This window comes from Sporosarcina contaminans (assembly GCF_042679045.1).
GTDB classification, from domain to species: domain Bacteria; phylum Bacillota; class Bacilli; order Bacillales_A; family Planococcaceae; genus Sporosarcina; species Sporosarcina contaminans.
The window spans coordinates 12,906-34,083 of record NZ_JBHTLT010000120.1 but is presented as its reverse complement, the minus strand read 5'-3'; the positions used below and the strand labels follow the sequence as shown (position 1 = coordinate 34,083).

Below are 21,178 nucleotides of genomic sequence, written 5' to 3'. Positions count from 1 at the left end.
TTTGTTTACTGATTGAATCTTCCGTCACCTTAAGGCATGAAAAGGAAGAAATGCGTGGACTCCTTTAACACAATTAACGATTTGAGTGATTCGCAAATCGACAACCATCGTAGCGTATGCATAGGCTTCTGTCCTTGAGATGTCATAGTGCGATGACAGTAAATCGATCATTTCACGTAAAGCAAGCCACATAGCCTCTTCAAGATCTTCATGGAATCCCATCGTTAGCCAACCGGTATTTGTTTTAGCTCTGGGCATGTTAATTTTAAGATCATCTCTTACTGTAAAGGTTAAATTCACCCTTTCCATCGGGCATTCAAGGGCAGGACCGCTTACTTCACCATCCCCTTGCGCGGCATGACCATCTCCTGTTGAAAAAAGGCCACCTTCAACGGGGATCGGTAAAAATAATGTACTTCCTGCTTGTAATTCTTTACAATCCATATTTCCACCTGATGGCCGAGGAGGAATGGTAGAATGTTTTCCTTCTTCCTCAGGAGGCATTCCCATAATCCCCATAAAAGGTTTCAGCTCAACACTATATTTAAAATTTCCAAATTGACTTCTTCCTACCATTTGTTCTACATCAAGTTCAAAGTCCAATAGAACTTCACTCGATTCAACCATTCCCAACTTTTCGTTCCAATAACTAGGGAAGCCTCCCGCAGATGTCCATCCCCACGTACCTGTAATGATTTCATTTATCTTTATTTCCAATGTCTGTCCAGGCTTAGCTTGATGAATCAATACGGGACCAACTAATGCGTGTCCGAACTCCTTCGTTTTGCGATCCGGATGAAATTCAGTAAATTTTTTTCTTGCTTCTCCCAAAGCAGAGCGTTTCTCTAGACCCCATGCAGCGTCCAAAGTTTGAAAAATGACAGTATCCCCTGAGTTGATGTTTAGAGCTGGTTGTAGTTCTTTGCTGAAAAAGCCATGAAGTGTGTTTGAATCTGGTTGTAAATAATGAATGTTAGACATTTCATTCCCCCTAACAATTGATTTCGTTATTTTGAAGTAAATTCAGAATAACCTTATTACTTTATAGAGTAATTTAAATTACTTAAATCGTCAATATGATTTACGTTTTAAAGTAAAAATAATTACGTATATTGATGTTATACCGAAACGATCGGATTTTTCGACTTAGCTGATTGGATAAGAGCTTAAACAGACAGATAAATAATTACAGGGAAGCGAGCCCGGTGCCCATCATAGTAATCGGTTAGCTGTCTACTAAATAGAGGAGACTATCAACTGGATACGATCGATTTCAGACGATGAATGGCCTTACGTGCATGTTTTATTACTATCTACGGTAAACGAGCAATTATCGTGAAAAGGTTTAACACTTTGTTCAAATGGGTAAATTGATTGGCAAATGGGGTAAATTTGATTACACATAAAATCCCTATACAAAGAGCATCGTAAAAATAAGCAATTGAAAAGCACTACCTATTATGAAAATAAATATTGTTCGGATGCTTTGATGGTTCATTTAAAAATCATATTTAATCATGCATGACAAATAGCCGTCTATAACGATTTTTTATAATCGAATAGGCGGCTCATTTTTTCATGTGTGCCTTCTAGCGAATGTCCTTAGGTAAGGGAGGAATACAAACTGTACAAGCAGCTTAAAAGCATTCATTAAGTTTTATTTTCTGGAATAATTGCGTATTTATTCCAATAAAAATGAATATATCGTATGATGAACAAAGTGGATCGCTCAAATCGATTCTCATTTCACATGCTTTGGAGTCGGTATGGGCCATCTAAAAGCTATGACCACTTTTAGATTTTGGAAGTGGAAAAAGCAGAAAGGGGTATTTTTTTGCATATTACAAGAGTGTTTTGGTATGCAGTCGTTATTTGTATAGCGATTGTTCTTTGGGGTGCTCTAGCTCCAGAAAATTTGAACGAGCTGACTGTATCAGCAACAACATTTATTTATGATCATTTCGGATGGTTTTACATATTCGTAATTGTTGCGATGATTAGTTTTTGCATCTATATGATGTTTTCCCGTTTTGGAAAGGTGAAGTTAGGAAAAGAAAAGGATAAGCCTGAATTTAGTTTACTTGCATGGTTTGCCATGTTGTTCAGCGCGGGAATGGGCATCGGGCTGATGTTTTTTACAACAGCCGAAACAATTTCACATGCTTTTATCAGTTCGCCGAACGGGGAGCCGGGATCTGATCAGGCGATTATAGAATCGCTTCAATACGCAATGTTTCACTGGGGTCTTCATGGCTGGGGGCTGTATAGCATTGTAGCACTTATACTCGCTTATTTTAAGTTTCGAGTTGGCGCGCCAGGGTTGATTAGTGCGACGCTTGAGCCGTTATTTGGCAAGAAAATTATGCGAGGCACAGTTGGTCACATCGTAGATACGCTTGCGATCTTTGCGACGGTCGTTGGTGTCGCATCTACATTAGGATTCGGATCAGCGCAAATTAATAGCGGCTTGACGTATTTGTTTGACGCACCTAAAACGTTTTGGTTTCAATTAATCATTTTAGCAATCGCGACAGTGTTATTTATTGCTTCAGCATGGTCGGGTATTGGAAGGGGTATAAAATACTTAAGCACGACGAATATTGTCGTTGCATTTATTCTTCTAGCTCTGTTGTTTATCGTCGGACCATCTATGTACATTTTAAATCTGTTTACAACATCGATCGGAAAATATGCTGGGAATTTCATCGAAATGAGTTTTGAACTGAAACCGTTGAATGGAGAACAACGCCAGTGGATTAATGATTGGACAATATTTTATTGGGCATGGTGGATTTCTTGGGCACCATTTGTAGGGATGTTCATCGCACGTGTTTCAAAAGGCCGTACGATTAGAGAGTTTGTTGCGGGTGTGCTGCTTGCTCCGACACTTGTAACTTTCATTTTCTTTGCAGTTTTTGGCGGCTCAGCATTATACTTAGAGCAAAATGGGCTTGCAAAGCTGTCTACTTTAGTTACAGAAACAGTGACATTTGGCATGTATGAGCATTATCCTCTTGGCACCGTACTGTCGCTAATTACGGTGTTTGTCATTGCCATATTTTTTATAACCTCTGCGGATTCTGCAACATTTGTACTTGGCATGTTCAGTACAGGGGGACAATTGAATCCTTCAAATGTTGTCAAAATCGTTTGGGGGATCGCATTAGCTGCAATGGCAGCCATTGTCATGTACTCCGGCGGCATAAAAGGGTTTCAAAATATGCTCATTATATCGGCGTTGCCACTCTCCCTAATTGTTATTTTTATGGTCGTGTCCTTTTATAAAATCATACAGCAAAAAGAGTGAATGGCTAAATCGTTGGAATGATAAGTTTCAACAAAATCGAAAAAATCATAAGGTGGGGTTGTCGTGAATCTACTAAACGTTAGAAAAGGACAGTTTGTCTATTATCGCAATAAGCTGCATCAAGTGTACTCTGTAAAACCATTTTTTAAGAAGTCTGTTCACTTAATTCGCCTTGAGGATTTAGAGCAGCAACTTGTTACTGCGAAAGAAATCACATTGTATAAACCGAAGCATTTAGATAGTTTTGTCTTCAATTATAAGCGATTTACGCTTCATAAAGAGGAAAAGGCGAAAGTCGGTGATTATATATTAATTACAAATCCTAAACCTGACTCCTTGGATCATCACCATCTTCATGCGATAGAAATTGTCTCTTCGATCGAAGCATATGGCGTAATTAGCAATAAATCAAATGGCATCAAACATAGTGAATATTGGGTAATGGTGCCAGGTCTTGAAGAGGGCGCAACAATTATTGACTTAGAACAGCCTGACGCGCATGAAGCAAGTGATCTACTGAAAAAACAAGAACTTGATTCACGTCCAACTTATATCCCGAAAATTGGCGATGTTTTTCAAAACAATAATAGTGACCCTGTTCTTCAAGCGATGGTCGTTGCAATTGAAGGAGAGACGATCTATTTAGGCAGCGATATTGAAATCGATGTAGATCAATTGACGAAAAGTGGTACATGGAGATTAGTTGCACGGGTACCTTTGTAATTGTTTTCTGTTATATACGATTTAGGAAATATGTTGTTGAATAAGAAGTACCCATCCCCTCCTTGGGAGCAAAAAAACGCCAAGGGGGGATTTGTATATAGTGCTGCTCATTCTTCTCTCTCGTCTTTTCGAATGAATGTGAAAAACACTGTAAAGCCAATGAGGGAAGTCGTGAATAATATAATGCCCATCGGAACAGCGGATGCTTCCCGAATGCCGGCGAGCGGTGTAAAGATCGATCCTAACAATAGTGGAAGCATGCCTAAGACGGCACTTGCACTTCCTGCGCGATGCCCTTGCTTAGCCATCCCGAGTGTAAAGGTGCTTGTTATCACCATACCAATTGTAATCATGTAAATGAAAATGGAGATGACAAGCGTGGCTAAAGGTCCTTTCATAATTGTCATCATGAGCAGTATGGATGTTGCAGTCAAAGAGATGACGACGGCAGCTTGCAGTAAGCTTTTCTCCGAGACAATACCGCTAAAGCGTCCAATAATAAAGCTGCCCGTTATAATGGCGATTCCATTGATTCCAAATAATATACTAAATGTTTGAGGTGATACGCCGTAAATCTCTTGGTAAATAAACGGCGTTCCGGACACATAAGCAAAACTGCCGCCATGTATGAAACCAACAACTAAAGCGTACCCGATAAACGAACGGTCAGTCATCAAACTTCCCATCGTCTTTACCGACGCACCTATCGAACTCGGAATCCGCATATCTTGCGGCAATGTCTCCTTCAGTTTCCAACCAACAATAATGACGATGAATAGTCCAATAAAACATAGAGCGTAAAAGATGCTTCTCCAACTTGCGGATTCAAAAGATAGAATTGCTCCACCAGCTATTGGGGCGATCATTGGTGCAACAGCATTGATCACCATTAAAAGTGCAAAAAACTTCGTAAGTTCTTTGCCGCTAAATACATCTCGCACGACTGCACGTGATAGAACGACTCCTGCCGAAGCAGTAAACCCTTGTAAAAAACGTGCTGCAATTAATATGAAAATATTTGGCGATAAAGCACATAGAGTGGAAGCCGCTGCAAAAAGGAAAGTAGCGATTAACAAAGGCTTCCTCCTGCCCCGTGCGTCACTAATCGGACCGATTACCAATTGGCCAAGCGCAAGACCTAACAAGCAGGCAGTTAAACTGGATTGTACGAGTGTGGCGCTCGTCTGTAAATCACTTGCGATTCCGGGAAAACTCGGTAAATACATATCGATATTCAAAGGTCCTAAGAAGGCAAGCAGCCCTAAGAGTATAGCCAATGCGAAACGCGTTGCCCCTGTCGGATTATGTAATAAAGAATCTTTTTTCTCATTATAAATGACTCATCACTCCTAACCGCTTAATTCTAAGCGTTTATAAGTGATTTGTTAAGTTTTTTGTGAATGAAAAAGAAATTTCTCGTAATAGGAGTGAATTGTAAAAATACCAGGCACTGATTAAATAGAGCTTGTTTCTGTGCCTGGCCTTTATTTTACGTACTTTGCATTTTGCGCAACATAATAATTCGTTTCCAAAGTGCTTTATTCTCGATTTTCGCAAATCCGCTAATACCTGGCGTTGTATTTACTTCAAATAAAATAGGTGTTCCATTTTGATTGAGCCCGAAGTCCATTCCGTATTCCCGATTGGGCAAAACAGAATAAATCACTTTCGCTGCTGCAGTCGCAATCTCTTCAATCCTCTTTATTGTATTCTTTTGATTCCTTTTGTTTTTTGTTTGCGATAATACTTCGGCAATGGTCATTACATGAGCGCCTCGATGAGGATTCACAATCCCGCTTTCTGTCACAGTTTCATTTGCAATCGTTCCATACATTCCTCCAATGACCCAATCGTTTTTCAGTTGTTGAACGTGAACACGAATCGAAAATGGCTGTCCATTTTGAGTGTGGCTTTGTATGTCTTCCTGGAGAATGTAAAGGCCGCTCTCTCTCCCTAACTTAATAAATGGATGGAGGAGCTGCCGAATTACATTCACATTTAAAACGGTTTTTTGGATAGGTTTCCCTTGAATTGTAAAACCGTTTATATAATAGGTTCCGTCGGCATTTTTGCGGATTTTGAAGATTGCTCTGCCTTGTCCAGTCGTATCATGTTTTACATAGACGGATGGACAACGGCTCAATAGATCGTCCAAATGGTGTTCATTGAATAATTTTGTTTCTGGAATATGTTTTGCGATATGTGGATGCTGCTGTAAACTCATGTTTTGCTCCCATTTCCCTAACGTTCTTTTCATTTGATCGCCCTCATTTATCGTGAAATTTTCGCCCCCCATTTCTTCCGAATGGCTACTGGTATTCGAATCTTCTTTCTTATTTTATGCGTATGGAATAATTGGAACTGGATTTTTGATAAAAGGCAGATTGATTATACTTGTAAAACATTTGATCAGGATTTTGTCTGGAGCTAGCAAAAACTTAGTTCCGACTCGGACTGATAGGTCTTTTCGACAGCTTCTGAAACTTTCGATCGTAAGAAACCGTATATGTAGTAACGAATGAGTACATACAGTAGAACGGAATGCTCCGATTTATCTTTTTTATTCCGAGTTCAATTACGTGAAATGATGAAGGGGAACTCTTTTTTTCCAAGTTGACAATTATAGTTCTGTGATAGGTTGATAGGCTTTGTGAATATATGGAGGGGATTACATGAGACAGCTATATATTAAGCAAAAGGTATTCAGTTTGAGCGGGAAGTTTTCGGTGAAGGACGAACGTGAGAACGAAGTATACTTTGTGGAAGGGAGTTTCATGCAAATTCCGAAGACGTTTTCCATAAAGGATTCTTCGGGGCATGAAGTTGGATTGATTACGAAGAAAACGTTTAGCTTTTTACCAACTTTTTTTGTAGAAGTGAATGGCCGGGAAGCTGTAATGATCAACAAACAATTTTCCTTTTTCAAGGCCCGTTATACGATTGATGCAGTGGATATGGAAGTACGGGGGAACTGGTGGGATATGAATTTCGGAGTGTATCAAAATGGCGAAATTATCGGTTCCGTCAGCAAGAAGTGGTTTACTTGGGGAGATAGCTACGAGTTGCAAATCGAGAATGAAGAAATGGAATCTCTCTTAGTGGCGCTTGTTGTGGCGATTGATTGCGCTAAATCCGACCAGGCTGCAGCTGCTTCAACTCCCGGTGTGTGAAAAATTTGGAATGCATGTGTATTTGCATTGGATGAAATCATTGCATACTGTTTTGAGGAGTCAATATGCGGATATTTGAGGGAATTGTGAGCTATACTCTGAAGTCTTGCTTATGTGTGGTTGGTGGAAAATATGAGTTTGTTGGCTGTTTATGCGTTAATGATGAGAATTATGAGTTTCTGTAACAATTTGTGATTGTTTGTGTGGCTTTATGAGTTTTGAGAGCGACTTATGATTGGTTGATGGGAATTATGAGTTTCGAGGGTGACTTATGAGTAGTTGAAAGGCTTAATGATTTTGCGTGCTGCTTCATAACTGGTTGATGAGATCTATGAGTGGATGGTACGACTTATGCACGGTTGGAGGAATTTATGCGGTTATGCACCGTTTTATAAGTTGATTACCTGCACATTTTCGTGCTTCGCATCTGGTGATTCGGGATAACTTTCGCTATAATGGAGTATTGCGTCACATATAAAGATGCAGGAAGGTAGCGAAAAGTGACTGTTCGATAGATGATGAAAGTCGAGAAGGAGGAATGATCTCTTGACCGTTAAAATAGGAGAAACTATGATTGCTGACATTCGGCATTTGGATGGCAAAGGAAATGGACAGGCGGTTATATGGCGCGAGAATGAATTAGGCAATCCGAAAAAGTTGAAGCTTACCATTCCACAGACGCTGCCCGGTGAAACTGTTCAAGTTGTCGTGGATCAGCCCGAGAAAAAGAGAAGGAAAGTAATGCCTGAAAAGGTCATATCGGCGAATCCGGATCGGGTGGAGGCGCCTTGTCCGCATTTTGAACTTTGCGGCGGCTGTGTGTGGCAACATTGGAGCTACGGCGGACAGTTAAAGCATAAGACGGAGTTTGTGAAAGAAGCGTTGAGAAGCGTTGGACAAGATCCTGACCTTGTTTTAGACACGATCGGCATGGACGAGCCATGGCATTACAGAAATAAAATGGAATTTACGTTTTCTCCTGAAGGGGAGCTTGGTCTGCACGAGCAAGGGAATTTTCGAAACATCATTCCACTTGAAACGTGCTTGATTGCAGGCAGGAATATGGTCGATGCGGCGATGGAAGTGCGAAGTTGGACGAAGGATCATGGGCTCAAAGGGTATGATAAAGATGCGCATGAAGGACTTCTTCGCCATTTGATGGTCCGGGAATCGTTTGCGACAGGCGAAATCATGCTTGCGTTGTTTGCAACGGAAGCTCCTACTGATGAATTGGAAGCTGCGGCTGCAGATTTGATTGGAAGAATTACTAAGAAGTTTACGAATGTGAAAAGCTTGCTTTGGCTTGTGAATACAGATTGGGCAGACCGGACACAATCCGAAGAGACTTTTGTTTTGGCAGGACGTGATTTCATTTATGATGAATTGGGTGGTTATCGCTACCGGCTATGGTTCGATACGTTTTTCCAGACGAACCCGGTCCAGGCACAAAAGCTTGTTGATTTGGCGTTGAAAATGGGTAAGCCGCAGGAAGACGAAAAGATGATCGACCTGTTTTGCGGTGTCGGAACATTCTCCTTACCGTTTGCGGCTCGAGTGAAGGAATTGGCCGGGATTGAAATTGTCGAAACGTCAATTGAATCCGCCAAACGGAATGCCTTGGATAATGATTTGCGTAACACAACATTTTTAGCTCGGGACGCGCGTCGGGGAATTGATGAAGTGCATGAGAGCTGGGGATTGGCAGATCTGTTGCTCATTGACCCGCCACGCAGCGGTGCTGGCGGTAAAGTGATGCGCCGAATTGGGCGTGCGCAACCGAAGCGGATTGTCTACGTATCCTGTAATCCGGAAACATTCGCAACGGATATCGCAGAATTGCTGCCGTTCGGCTATACACTCCAAAACGTGCAGCCGGTTGACCTTTTCCCTCATACTGTACACGTTGAATGCGTTGCACTTTTGACATTGGATGAGTAAACAAATAGCAGGCATCGGTTCGAAAATGAATGGATGCCTGCTATTTTTGCGTATGTACAGGTATAGAGGAAAATACTAACGCCTCTTGCAATCTTTATGCAATTTTGTAATTGAATTAGTGTGGTTATACATAAATGCGGCAGGTAACAAGAAAACCACCCTTCACTCAAAGGTGGTTTCCGATAAACGTCACAACATTAAATGTTCACTACAAAGGATACTGTTGTTCCTTGATTTGGTTTGCTTTTAATTTGAAGTCCTGTACCGAAATGTCGCATCAACCGCTGATTTGCATTAATCAATCCAATACTTGATCGGCTTCCTTCTTTTCTTTCCAATAGACTTTGTACTTGATCTTCATTCATTCCGACTCCGTCATCTTTAACTGAAACTTCCACATTCCCTTCTTGGACAACCACTTTAATAACAACTGTCCCGCCGTCGATACGCTTCATCACTCCGTGTCTAACAGCATTCTCAACTAACGGTTGGATTGTTAGAAATGGAATTTTAAGGCCCTTGCATTCATCCAACTCCCAAATGACTTTCAAGCGGTCCCCAAAACGAACTTGTTCGATATTCAGATAGGATCTTGAAAGATTCAATTCCTCTTCGATCGGTATCAGTCCATCCTTATGTTGATATTGAAACTTGCTTCTTAAAAATTCGCTTAGTTCCCCTAATAAATGATTCATCTTTTCTAAGTCGATTTCACTTAAAGCGATGATGGAATTTAATGTGTTGAATAAGAAGTGGGGCTGGATTTGTGCTTGCAGCCAAGCTGCCTCCAATTGTAATTGTTCACGCATTACTCTTTTAATCGTTGTGAGTGCCTGCACTCTGGCTCTTAATTCGACCATGTCAACAGGTTTTGTCACATAATCGTTCGCCCCTGCTGAAAAACCCGTTTGTATGTCTTTTGGGTCGCTTCTTGCGGTAAGCAATAAAATCGGGAGTTCTGTCAGAGAGTAGCGCTTTCGAATGATCTGAGTCAGCTCATATCCGGACATGTTCGGCATCATGACATCCGAGATAACTAAGTTCCACTCCTTTTTCTTTAAATGCGCTAACGCTTCCTTACCGCTCGTCACCGTGGTAACCTCATATTGGTCAACCGACAAGATTGATTGAAGAACTTGTAAGTTGATTGGATCATCATCGACAATTAATATTGGCAGTTTCATAGAACGTTTTTCGATGGAAGGTGATTGGTTAGCGATTGCCATGATTTCCGAACCCTTCTGGTGGAATGAATGTTCCATCGAGTGACTCATAGCTGCTTCTGACGATATGTCATGCTGAGCATTGATTGTAGCTTCATTGATGTTTAGTTGGGCCAACTTTAAAGAAAAGGTGAACGCTGACCCTTTTCCGAATGACGAAGAGACTTGTAGCTTCCCGCCATGCAGTTCAACTAACTGCTTGCTTATATTTAACCCTAATCCAAGCCCACCTGAGTTAGTTGCTGTATTGGCCGCTTGCTCATAAGGATGGAACAAGTGCTGAAGAAAATTTTCTTCTATTCCTATTCCCGTATCGAAAATGGTAATAAATGCACGATCATCTTGTACCTTGCCCTGAATGCGAATTTCTCCTTCATGCGTATACTTGATCGCATTATGAAGCAAGTTGTATATAATTTGAATGACTCGGTTTTCGTCTGCGATGACAGGCGGAAAGTCTTTCGGGATTTCATTTACAATCGTAACCGGCTTTACCTCAACGAGGAAATGCAGCATATCCATCACTCCGGTTACGATAGGCTGGATCTCAATTGTTTTTGTTTGAAGACGCGGATGACCTTCCCGAAGGCTTTCCACATCGAGTAAATCATTTAATAACAGGGACATCCTCCGGCCGACCGTCAATATCGTCTCAAGCTCATGAACACTTTTATTTTTTAATTGATCTCTTTCTCGCATTAATACAGATTGTGACATATTAATGATGCCGTGAAGCGGATTTTTAAATTCATGGGACGTATTCGCTAAGAACTGGTCCTTATGTTCATTCATTTTTTGCAATTTCAATGCTAATTTTGCTGTTTCTGCATGCATTGTAAAATAATCTTTAAACCAGATCGATGCAAAACAACCGATCGAAATAATCAAATCAAATGGGTAATGTACAGCACTTACGCCTACTTCTCTCCAATAGATTACCCAAGCAAAATGGTGGGCAGCTGCTATCAAGGAAAGCAGCAATAAAAGATTCCCAGAGATGTTTCTATAAATCTTTTTAAGGATTGTAATGAGCGCAACAACAATTGCGAGTCCTGCCAACAAGTAATAAACAGGAAACAACTTTATTATTTGACTTGGCGATAGGAGAAGTGTAACGATGGATAACCCAAGAGTGATACTTGAGTAAATCGGAGTCATTACACGCCAATATGGAAGGGTACGTTGACCCACTGAATGTAATAAAGCCAAGCAAGCAATCGGAATTAATGCGTTAGCAATGCGAAAATCCCACTCGTATCCAACGTCAAAAAGTAAGTGGAATATTTTCTCATCACTACTAATTAGATTCATGAACGTTATGGAAAATAAAAGTAAAGAAAAATAGAGAAGCTTTTTCTCCCGATTCCCTAAGAAATATAGGATTAGAGCATAGATGGAGTGGATAAAAAATATGACAGATGCTACTAATTGTAAGGATAAGGACAGTCCTCTTTCTTTGGATAACATAGCTTCCGAACCGAATTTAACCGAACGAATGATGCCACTACGACGAACATCTTTGAAGTTTGCCGCTTGAATGACAACTTCTATTACGCCGTTTTCATCTGCAGTGAAAGATGCTGAATATGGCAGATTTTTTGCCGTGTATTCACCTTCCGTTTTTCCTACCTTTCCAGATCCCCCCATGAATCGTCCATTGATATACAACTCGGATGAACTTCGAACGCTTGGTACATATAAACTGTAATTAACGTTTTCATTAGGGTTTACATGTATTCGCAGCCGGTAGGAGCCGTAGCCATATGGAGTGGATTCACCGTCTTGAAAATCCTCATTCCACTTGCCTGGAACTTGAACAAATTTTTTTTGAGGAGGGGCTGTCAATGACTGCCGCTCATGATCCATCAACAACTGCGACGGATAAAACTCCCACTCCCCATCAAGCAGCAGAACTTCCTCTTCTTGTGTATCCCAATTACATAAATCCAATTTGCCTTCTATTATTTGTGTATTTGAGAGATTATAAAACGCATTCATCCATAGCATACGAGAACTTGATAAAATAAGTAAAAATATTCCTATGATCAACAGAATATATCGTTTTTTCATATATGTATTCGCAGATTCCTTTCCGCAAACCTTCCCCCCTAATAAGGTGACAGAACTACTCAGATACTACACTATGCTTGTATATGGTGTAAATAGAGGAAGTCATTGTTTTCAAAAAGGAATGCTTATTGCATTTTTTTTCTTCACTTAGAAAAAACAATTGTAGACGATTCTTGACGTATTTTCATTCATGCGTAAGATTGCTTGATGATGAGCGAATATTGCGTTTTATGCGTGAGGTGTAACCGTTATACGTGACATGTAGAGTTATGCGTATGCTGGAGCCGTTATGCACTTTTTGGTAGGGAGAATGGGGACAGAGAAGGTTCTCTTGCTCTGTTTTTGGGTATATTTATAAGTATATTTGTAGCTTGGAATGATGAATTGTATGCGAAAGGTAGTGAGTTCGTGACAAAGAAACTGTGGTTCCAGACTGGCGTTGCTCTTCTGCTTGCCATTTTGATCATTAAGTATTTTATGGAAATTAATTTCATATTTGCTCCAGTTGCCATCATTGTTAAAACAGCTATATTGCCTGTTATTTTTGGTGGGGTGCTCTTTTATTTAGCGGAACCTGTACAGCGCAGACTTGAAGCGAGTAATGTGCCACGGTGGGGGAGTATTACGATCATCGTAGCCTGTATAGCTGTCATTATATGGGCATTCGCTTCGATTATCGGGCCAATTATTTCGAAGCAGGTAAATAGCTTGATTGACAACGCGCCTGAATTGACGGAAGAACTTAATGAAATCCGTATTAATTTATTGGAACAGAAGGAAGACTTGCCGGAGCCGGTTCGGGATTCACTTGACAGCGCTCTCGACTCACTGCAATCCATCGCTGTGAAATTCGGGTTATGGATCGTACAATTTTTGCAGTCATTCGTACAAGCTGTCGTTCTGCTCATCCTCGTACCGTTTTTCTTTATATTTATGTTGAAGGACCATGAAAAATTTGCTCCGCTCATTTATAATTTGTTCACTGGTGAGCGTCGGGAGTGGGTGAAAAAGACGCTGAATGACATCGATCAAGTGTTGCGTTCTTATATTCAAGGACAGCTGCTAATCAGTACGATTCTTGCATCGTTAATACTGATCGGCTACTTAGCTATCGGGCTTGAATACGCATTGTTGCTTGCAATTTTTGCTTTATTCATGAATGTCATTCCGTTCTTGGGCCCTTGGATTGCGTTCACGCCCGCTGTAATCATCGCCTATTTGCAAGATCCGAAACTCGTCATTTGGGTGTCGATCGTCACCCTTGCCGCCCAGCAGACGGACAGCCATCTCATTACTCCGAACATTATGGGAAAAACGCTCGATATTCATCCTCTCACTGTCATAACCCTCATTTTAGCAGCGGGCAGCATTGCAGGGTTCTTCGGCATCCTTTTAGCCATTCCGACATATGCTGTCATTAAGGTGATCGTCATTAATATCTATGAACGAAGGAAAGAGATAAAACGGGCTGCAACGAAAAGCATATAGCATGGCAAGCTGCGAATAGTGTAGCTTGCTTTTTTATGTACAACTTTGCTTTCGGGTTGAATGAAGGGAAATCACTTCCGGTCAAACTCGATATACCTTGTTCCTTGGAACGTCAACATGCCAACATCGCCTTCCGCAAGCATTCCATATTCGGTAGCTTTCATATGAAACTCGATTCGGTCACCGCTTTCTACTTGAAAGGTAACATAATACTTAGTCGTTGCGGAGCTGTCTCCACTTCCGCCCGAAGTATGCGCCCGCTTCGTTACAACATGAGCAGGAACGGTCAGCCGGGGCGAATTGTTGTTTTTGGACCATTGTCCAATGCCGCTGACGATGGTGAATATGATAAAACCGATCACAATTATAAAAACAGTGGTTATAAAAATTGGAACGAAAGAAAACATAAAATCGTCAAATGCATTAAATCCCATAAAAGCACCTCCATATTGTCTTCAAGTATATTACGTTTATTTGAATGAGTAGTTTCAATATTTCAGTAAAGGATATCGGTTTATTCATAAAAGTGGTAACATGGTGAGGAAATATTCTTTTAGAATAGAGATTAGCGATGAACGGAACATAGAGCTAATAGGAAATGTCTGAAGATTGATTTAGAGCAACAGTCGGTCCAATAAGGACGGGGCAATGGAGTGGAATTTGGGAGGTTGTAAAATGGATAAAGAAAAAATACTGTCGTTATTTCATAAGGAGCTGCGGCAAGAGCTGCAGTCGCAGGGGTATCGACGTGAAGAAACGGAACATGTCGTTCGTCATGTATCGTTACACGGTGAAAGGGGATTTATTATAGCATCTCATGTAAATGAAGAGAATGCACGAAAAATTATCCAGGAAGAGTTAGACCATTTCAAACGACTTGGAATCGGATTTGAATGGAAAGTGTATAGCTATGACAAACCGGATTATTTGAAAGAGCTTCTTGAGGAAGAGGGTTTTATGTCCGAGCCGCGAGAAGCGCTGATGGTTATGGACATTCACGATATGCCTTCATTACTCGGCGTTGATGAGGAAATACATATAAAAGAAATTATTGATGAGAAAGGTGTTCGGGACATTATTTCGTTAATTGATTTCATTTGGCAAGAGTCGCATGAAGAGTTAGGGAATCGGCTTTGGAGAGACAAACAGGATGATCCGGATTCTTTATTTTTATACGGGGTTTACGATGGGGAGAAATTAGTCAGTGCTTGCTGGATGTATTTAGAGGAAAATTCTTCGTTCGCAAGTTTATGGGGCGGGTCGACTTTGCCTGAATATCGAGGAAAGGGCTATTACACATCGCTCTTATCGATCCGGGCTAAAAAGGCTGCCGAACAAGGATATCGTTTTCTTACCGTAGATGCGAGTCCGATGAGCCAGCCAATCCTGCAAAAGCATGGTTTTGAGTGTCTTGCTTATTCGTATGGCTGTCAATCACCGCAGGCAGAACCCTCTCAGTGAGGATGGCAATAAAAGAAAATTCCCCTTAAGTCATTGACTTTGAAGGGGAGAATAAAAGTTATTTTGCTACGGCATGAAGTAGGCAACTATTCCGCTTGTTGCAGTTTCACTACATCCGCTTTTACATTAAATAATTCACCATGCAGGATCGTGAATTTGACATCTACGTCATGAATGGCATCGTTTAACCTATTCTCCACAGCGTCAAGACGGTCCATTGTTTCTTTATGGTTTCCATCTACTTTTATCTCAAGCTGATCAAGACGGTTTGAGACTCCGTCAAGTCGATTTGAGACTCCGTCAAGACGATTTGAAACATCATCAATTCGACTGGATAATTTACTCACTTGAACGGTTAACTCTTTTATTTGTGAAGAAGATTCTAAGATCGCCTGGAGAATCACTTCTTGGTCGATCGGTTTGCTCATCAACGATTCCTCCTTTCTCGACATCATTCTACATAAAAGTATACGCGATTTTGAAGTTGTTTGCATGGCTGAAATGATGCTAAAACTATCTAAAAAATCACTTTAAAAGCATGGATATTAGTAAATCAAAACCCATGAAGGGACACCGGGCGATATGATTCAAAACGTAATGCGTAATTATTTCAAAGAACCGATTACAGGCCATAAGATCTTAAGGGACAAAGAGAGACTCGTTGCGGAAGTGGAAGTGGATGGGAAAACTTTTTACTTGAAGGGTGAAAAGCAGTCTGCTGCATTTGTAGAGAAAATGATCGGGTTCATTGATATGATGAGAAATGCTAAGTTGCCGTTCTCCATGTCGAAGTTGACGTTAGATGGTAAACCGTATGTTGAGCACGACGGTTTGATTTTTATTCTTGAAGAAAAAGGGAAAGGGAAGCCAATTGAAACACTGCGGCTGAGGAATATTCAAGAGATAGGGGCGATGTTAGGCAAACAGCATGCAGCCTCTATGCGAAGCGCTTTTAGCTTTGGCAGGGGAACAAGTTGGGGCATGTTTGGTGGGAATGAAACAGAGGAACTTGGCGATTATGATGAAAATGAATTGTGCTATTGGGATCTTGTTAGTGCCGTTGAAGACAAGTATGAAAAAGAAATGTCTTTGATTCAAGAACTTTATAAGAAAAGAAGAGCGGTTCTTCAAGCTGAATGGGCAGCTCTTCCTAAAGGAGCTGTCCAAGGAGATCTTTTACCGTATAATCTTTTATTTCAACAGGACAGAATTTCCGCCATTTTTGATTTCGACATCGCGGGAGATGAGGTCTTAGTGAATGAATGTGTTGGTAATGCGATTTTTTTGGCGTGGCATCACGAATTCGAAGGGTTGGAAAGCCCCAAGGAACGTTACGATGCATACATGGATGCTTATTGTTCAGAAAGGCCGTTTTCTGATTGTGAGAAGGAAATGATCCCTCATCTATTTGCTATTATCCGTGCGTTTCGTTATGACCGAATAGAAGAAGGGATTGAGAAGATGAAAAGTGGCAAGGGAAAGTCGTTTTTAAATGAATCGATTATGCTTTTATCTTAATTTGATAGGGAGCGTTTTTCTAAGAAAATTCATGTGATAAATTGCATGGTTGAGGTATTAGGATAAAACCTATTTGTATTTTCGGAATATCTATTTGCTTTTAGCTAAGAGTGTGGTAAAATACATAGTAACTATATTTCAACAAAAAATAAGAGGTGCTTTTTGTGAGTGCGGTAGGTTTCTAAATAGGAAAATGATATGAAATAAATGCGTAAACAAGATGACAAAAGGAAAATATGTACAGATGTATTGATGTGAGTGTACATACCTAATTTCCCTTGTCTTATTTTGTTATGGATTTATTTCAACCCCTATGAGGATACCTACTATACTTTATGAAGCGTGTAATGATGCTAAAATAACTGTTTTTTGATGACGGTTTATTTTGGCTTTTATTACACATGCCAAGTAAATGTAAAGAGAGCTGCGGTATCATCACCGCGGCTTTTTTGTTTGTTTTTTATAGAAGTGATTAGTTGAAATATAGTGGGTAGGTATCTTCATTATGAGTTCAATCAATCATAGTGAGGAGCATAAAAGTGAATCATACAACTTATGAAAAGTTGCAGTACAACGAATTAAAAGAAATGGTTAAATCTTATTGTGTCAGCGGGTTAGGAAAAAGGCAAATCGATAAATTGGAACCGATCTCAAATATCAAGGTCGTTAAAAATCGATTGAATGAAACAACTGAAGCAAGAGCGATATTGGATACGGAGCGTCATGTTCCGTTTTTAGGGATTACCAATATCGAAAGTAGCATTTTGCATCTCGAAAAAGGCATGATCTTGAATCCGGGCGAACTCGTTAGTATATCGGATTTTTTAAGAGGATGTAGAAAGATTAAACGATTCATGTTGGATAAGAAATTTTTTGCACCAGTGCTATCAGCGTATGCAAATTCAATGTCCGAATTTGAGGCGGTAGAAGAAGAAATCAACTTCTCGATTAAAGGAAATAGCATTGATTCTGCTGCAAGCAAAAAATTAAAGCGAATTCGACAAAACATTGCAATAGCTGAGGAAAAAATAAAAGAACGTTTAAATAAATTTCTAAATAGCAGCGCCAATAAAAATTACATTCAAGACTTTTTCATTAGCAAGAAAGATGATCGATATACAATTCCGATTAAGGCGTCTTACAAAAATCAAGTGTCAGGTACGATTGTTGAAGTATCATCGAAAGGTTCTACAGTCTTTATGGAGCCAAATACAATTACGAAACTAAACGGGGAACTTGCTAGTCTAAAAGCGGAAGAAGCCATGGAAGAATATCAAATACTGTCTACATTGACTGGAATGATTTTAGAAAATCTTCATCCGATCAAAATAAACATCGACCTTATTAGCCAATACGATATGGTATTTGCAAAAGCAAAATTCAGTAAAGAAATTGGCGGGGTAGCGCCTAAACTAAACGATTATGGATACATCAAGCTAATTCGTGCAAAACACCCACTCTTAACAGATGAGGCTGTACCGCTTGATTTTGAGATCGGGAAACGTTACAGAAGTTTGATTATTACAGGGCCAAACGCCGGAGGGAAAACGATCGTCCTTAAAACGATTGGATTGCTCACATTGGCAGTCATGTCAGGATTTCATATTCATGCAAATAAGGAAACGGAAATTGCGGTTTTTGAAAATATCTTTGTAGAGATTGGTGATAACCAAAGTATTGAAAATGCATTAAGCACATTTTCATCTCATATGAAAAACCTTTCGGAGATTATGGGGGCGTCCAATAACAATACCCTTTTACTTTTTGATGAAATCGGAAGCGGTACGGAACCAAACGAAGGCGCAGCACTTGCAATTTCGATTTTAGAGGAATTCTATCATATGGGCTGTATCACAGTGGCAACAACTCACTACGGTGAAATTAAACGTTTTTCGGAAATGCATGATGACTTTATGAATGCTGCCATGCAATTTAATAGCGAAACATTAGAACCTTTGTATAAGCTAGTCATTGGAAAGTCAGGGGAAAGCAATGCCCTTTGGATTTCTAAAAGGATGAATATGCGAGAAAATGTATTGCAAAGGGCAAAAGAGTATATTGAAAATAAAGAGTATCGTTTAGCACGCGTAAATGATCAGAAAATAAGGAAGCCGAAGATTGTGACTGGGCAAGCGGAGGAAAAATAGGACTATCAAAAAGGGGATCGTGTAACATTATTGGACTTTGATGATGTTGGAATTGTTTATAAAGAAATGGATAAATTCTATAATGTGACTGTGTTTTACAATGAGGAATTTATTGAAGTCAATGGTAAACGTCTCCGTTTGGAATTGCGAGCGAAGGATTTATACCCAGAAGGATATGATTTAGAAACGTTGTTTGTTGATTATAGCGTACGGAAAATGGAGCACGATATTGCACGCGGTTCAAAGAAAGCACTTCGTAAAATTCAAAAGGAAATAAGGAAGAATAAAGAATAAGAAAAGCTGAAAATAGTAATGAAAAGCTTATCAATCGATAGAATAAAATTAAGGTGTTCGTTAATACGATAGCTTTGAAATTCTGAAGCGAACTGTGTCTTAGAGTTTGTAAAATTATTTATGCGTTTCGGGAGGAGTTTATGCGCTGATTTGTTCATTTATGAGTATTCCTTACGTTTTATAAGGGGTTCAACAGACTTATGCGCTTTCGGAATGCTTTATGCGTAAGTAGGGCAGTTATTGTCCACAAAAGTAACGGGTAGCCAATTCAATTGCTTAATGGCTACCCGTTCGCTTATTTTTTCCATGAACGAACTTATTTTACAAGGGTTCATGCAAGTTTCTGCGTCGTCTTTTTTCATGCTGGTCGATGACGCTCGTTCCGACAAGATCGCCAGCAACGTTCAGCGCTGTTGCACCCATGCCGACAAGGGCATCGATTGCAGTAAGCAAGGCGACAGCCTCCATTGGCAAGCCAAGTTGGACGAAGACCGTTGCAATCATAATAATGCCGGCACCGGGTACTCCAGCTGTTCCGATGGATGAAAGTGTGCCGATTAGGACAACCATTAGCATATCGGACAAACTGAGCGGATTGCCTGAAATATTTGCTGCGAAAACAGCGGATACTGCAATCCGGATGGCTGCGCCGTCCATATTGACCGTTGCACCTAAAGGCAGACTAAAGCTATATAGACTTTTAGAAATGTTCAACTTTTCAGCAGCCTCCAGCGTTAGCGGCAGCGTGCCGGTGCTGCTTTGTGTAACAAATGCGGTTGCTATAGGTGTTCGTGCATACTTGAAAAAATCATGAAGCGGTACTTTAAATAGCGACATAATGACAATATAGAAGACGATATGGAATAAAAGAGCGATATAAAAAACGCCGATCATGCCACCTAAAGAAACGAGTGTATCCATTCCTTGGCTTCCTACTGTATTTGCCATAATTGCAAAAATGCCAATCGGTATATATTGAAGAATCGCTCTCAAAATAAGAAGTGAAGCCTCATTTAATGCAGTGACGATCTTCATAGCTATATCGCCTAATTCGGATAGGGTTGGATTGGCTCGCATTGCGGAAAAGGCAATGCCGAATACGAGTGCTGTAAAGATGATGCCTAATAAATTCATTTCCGTGAAGGCTGTTATAATATTCGAAGGAACAATATTGAGAAGGACGGAGCCGATGCCTGGATTTTCAGGCACATCGACTTTTTCCGAACCTGTCAAATGCATGCCAGTGCCTGGTTCAAAAATGCTCGCGACAATTAACCCGACAACGATAGCGAGAGCAGAACTCACTGTATAGTAGACGAAAACTTTTATACCCATTCTGCCTAAGTCACCGAGTGTCGTTTGATTGACGCCGACAATGAGCGTAAAGAAGATTAGAGGCAAAATGAGAAAGGTTAGCAGACGGATGAGCAAATCTCCTAATGGTGCCAATACAGCAGCTTGCTCGCCAAGCATAAGTCCGGCAATGATGCCGAGGATAAGGGCTATTGTTATTTTCAATAGTAAAGATATTCGTAAATAAGAACGGATTATTTTTTTCATGGTTATGGCCTCCAATGAATAGAGATCGGGACGTCATTCCTTTTATAATGTGGCATCTGTTGGAAACTATGTATCGATATTTGAGTGTTCGCTCGGAATGATGATGCCGTCAGTATGTGAATTTCCTTAAATGTTTTAAAATAAACGTTGAAGGATGGTTCAAAGAAATTTGGTGAAAAAACAGCATATGAAGTATCGTAGAGGGAAGAAGTTATCGAATGCAGGATGATTTTCTTTATTGAAGAAATGAGGGCATTGACATTTTGTTTAGCGGTGAAG

General features: G+C 40.2%; 14 protein-coding genes and 1 pseudogene. 8 read left to right on the top strand and 7 right to left on the bottom strand.

The annotated features are described in order from the left end of the window. Positions 1–24: 24 nt before the first annotated feature. Positions 25–981, bottom strand: coding sequence for an acetamidase/formamidase family protein (locus tag ACFQ38_RS14610; protein ID WP_381481838.1), 957 nt, complete (start codon positions 979–981; stop codon positions 25–27). 853 nt (positions 982–1,834) lie between these two features. Between ACFQ38_RS14610 and ACFQ38_RS14605 the strand changes: the two genes are divergently transcribed. Together ACFQ38_RS14605 and ACFQ38_RS14600 are read left to right on the top strand one after the other, a co-directional pair. Further along, the gene (locus ACFQ38_RS14605) at positions 1,835–3,307 is read left to right on the top strand and encodes a BCCT family transporter (RefSeq protein ID WP_381481836.1); all 1,473 of its coding nucleotides are present in this window, start codon (positions 1,835–1,837) and stop codon (positions 3,305–3,307) included. Between the two features lie 63 nt (positions 3,308–3,370). Then, on the top strand, positions 3,371–4,030 hold the full coding sequence (locus ACFQ38_RS14600; RefSeq protein WP_336824109.1) for a hypothetical protein: 660 nt from the start codon (positions 3,371–3,373) through the stop codon (positions 4,028–4,030). A gap of 107 nt (positions 4,031–4,137) precedes the next feature. Here the strand turns inward: ACFQ38_RS14600 and ACFQ38_RS14595 are convergent, their stop codons facing one another. Together ACFQ38_RS14595 and ACFQ38_RS14590 are read right to left on the bottom strand one after the other, a co-directional pair. Continuing rightward, positions 4,138–5,367 (bottom strand): Bcr/CflA family efflux MFS transporter, encoded by a 1,230-nt coding sequence (locus tag ACFQ38_RS14595; protein ID WP_381481849.1) that lies wholly within the window; start codon positions 5,365–5,367, stop codon positions 4,138–4,140. Between the two features lie 152 nt (positions 5,368–5,519). Further along, the gene (locus tag ACFQ38_RS14590) at positions 5,520–6,287 is read right to left on the bottom strand and encodes a YheC/YheD family protein (RefSeq protein WP_381481833.1); all 768 of its coding nucleotides are present in this window, start codon (positions 6,285–6,287) and stop codon (positions 5,520–5,522) included. Positions 6,288–6,702: 415 nt separating this feature from the next. Between ACFQ38_RS14590 and ACFQ38_RS14585 the strand changes: the two genes are divergently transcribed. Together ACFQ38_RS14585 and rlmD are read left to right on the top strand one after the other, a co-directional pair. Then, complete coding sequence (locus ACFQ38_RS14585) at positions 6,703–7,200, top strand: LURP-one-related/scramblase family protein (RefSeq protein WP_381481831.1); 498 nt, start codon at positions 6,703–6,705, stop codon at positions 7,198–7,200. A gap of 570 nt (positions 7,201–7,770) precedes the next feature. Further along, positions 7,771–9,138 (top strand): 23S rRNA (uracil(1939)-C(5))-methyltransferase RlmD, encoded by a 1,368-nt coding sequence (gene rlmD, locus ACFQ38_RS14580; RefSeq protein WP_381481847.1) that lies wholly within the window; start codon positions 7,771–7,773, stop codon positions 9,136–9,138. Positions 9,139–9,335: 197 nt separating this feature from the next. Here the strand turns inward: rlmD and ACFQ38_RS14575 are convergent, their stop codons facing one another. Next, positions 9,336–12,431 (bottom strand): ATP-binding response regulator, encoded by a 3,096-nt coding sequence (locus ACFQ38_RS14575; protein ID WP_381481829.1) that lies wholly within the window; start codon positions 12,429–12,431, stop codon positions 9,336–9,338. Positions 12,432–12,839: 408 nt separating this feature from the next. On the opposite strand from ACFQ38_RS14575, the gene ACFQ38_RS14570 reads away from it, so the two are divergent. Next, positions 12,840–13,919, top strand: a complete 1,080-nt coding sequence (locus ACFQ38_RS14570) for an AI-2E family transporter (RefSeq protein WP_381481827.1) — start codon at positions 12,840–12,842, stop codon at positions 13,917–13,919. 71 nt (positions 13,920–13,990) lie between these two features. On the opposite strand, the gene ACFQ38_RS14565 is transcribed toward ACFQ38_RS14570, so the two are convergent. Then, complete coding sequence (locus ACFQ38_RS14565) at positions 13,991–14,353, bottom strand: DUF2500 domain-containing protein (protein WP_336824115.1); 363 nt, start codon at positions 14,351–14,353, stop codon at positions 13,991–13,993. A gap of 241 nt (positions 14,354–14,594) precedes the next feature. Between ACFQ38_RS14565 and ACFQ38_RS14560 the strand changes: the two genes are divergently transcribed. Further along, complete coding sequence (locus tag ACFQ38_RS14560) at positions 14,595–15,380, top strand: GNAT family N-acetyltransferase (protein ID WP_336824116.1); 786 nt, start codon at positions 14,595–14,597, stop codon at positions 15,378–15,380. An 86-nt stretch (positions 15,381–15,466) separates the two neighbouring features. Here the strand turns inward: ACFQ38_RS14560 and ACFQ38_RS14555 are convergent, their stop codons facing one another. After that, the gene (locus ACFQ38_RS14555; protein WP_381481824.1) at positions 15,467–15,808 is read right to left on the bottom strand and encodes a hypothetical protein; all 342 of its coding nucleotides are present in this window, start codon (positions 15,806–15,808) and stop codon (positions 15,467–15,469) included. 154 nt (positions 15,809–15,962) lie between these two features. On the opposite strand from ACFQ38_RS14555, the gene ACFQ38_RS14550 reads away from it, so the two are divergent. Together ACFQ38_RS14550 and ACFQ38_RS14545 are read left to right on the top strand one after the other, a co-directional pair. Further along, positions 15,963–16,898: a phosphotransferase enzyme family protein gene (locus tag ACFQ38_RS14550; RefSeq protein ID WP_381481822.1), complete on the top strand. Its 936-nt coding sequence runs from the start codon at positions 15,963–15,965 to the stop codon at positions 16,896–16,898. A gap of 539 nt (positions 16,899–17,437) precedes the next feature. Further along, positions 17,438–19,339 (top strand): annotated as a pseudogene (locus ACFQ38_RS14545) (endonuclease MutS2). Positions 19,340–19,660: 321 nt separating this feature from the next. Here ACFQ38_RS14545 and ACFQ38_RS14540 read toward each other — a convergent pair. Continuing rightward, positions 19,661–20,899 (bottom strand): dicarboxylate/amino acid:cation symporter, encoded by a 1,239-nt coding sequence (locus ACFQ38_RS14540; protein ID WP_381481820.1) that lies wholly within the window; start codon positions 20,897–20,899, stop codon positions 19,661–19,663. Positions 20,900–21,178 lie beyond the last annotated feature (279 nt).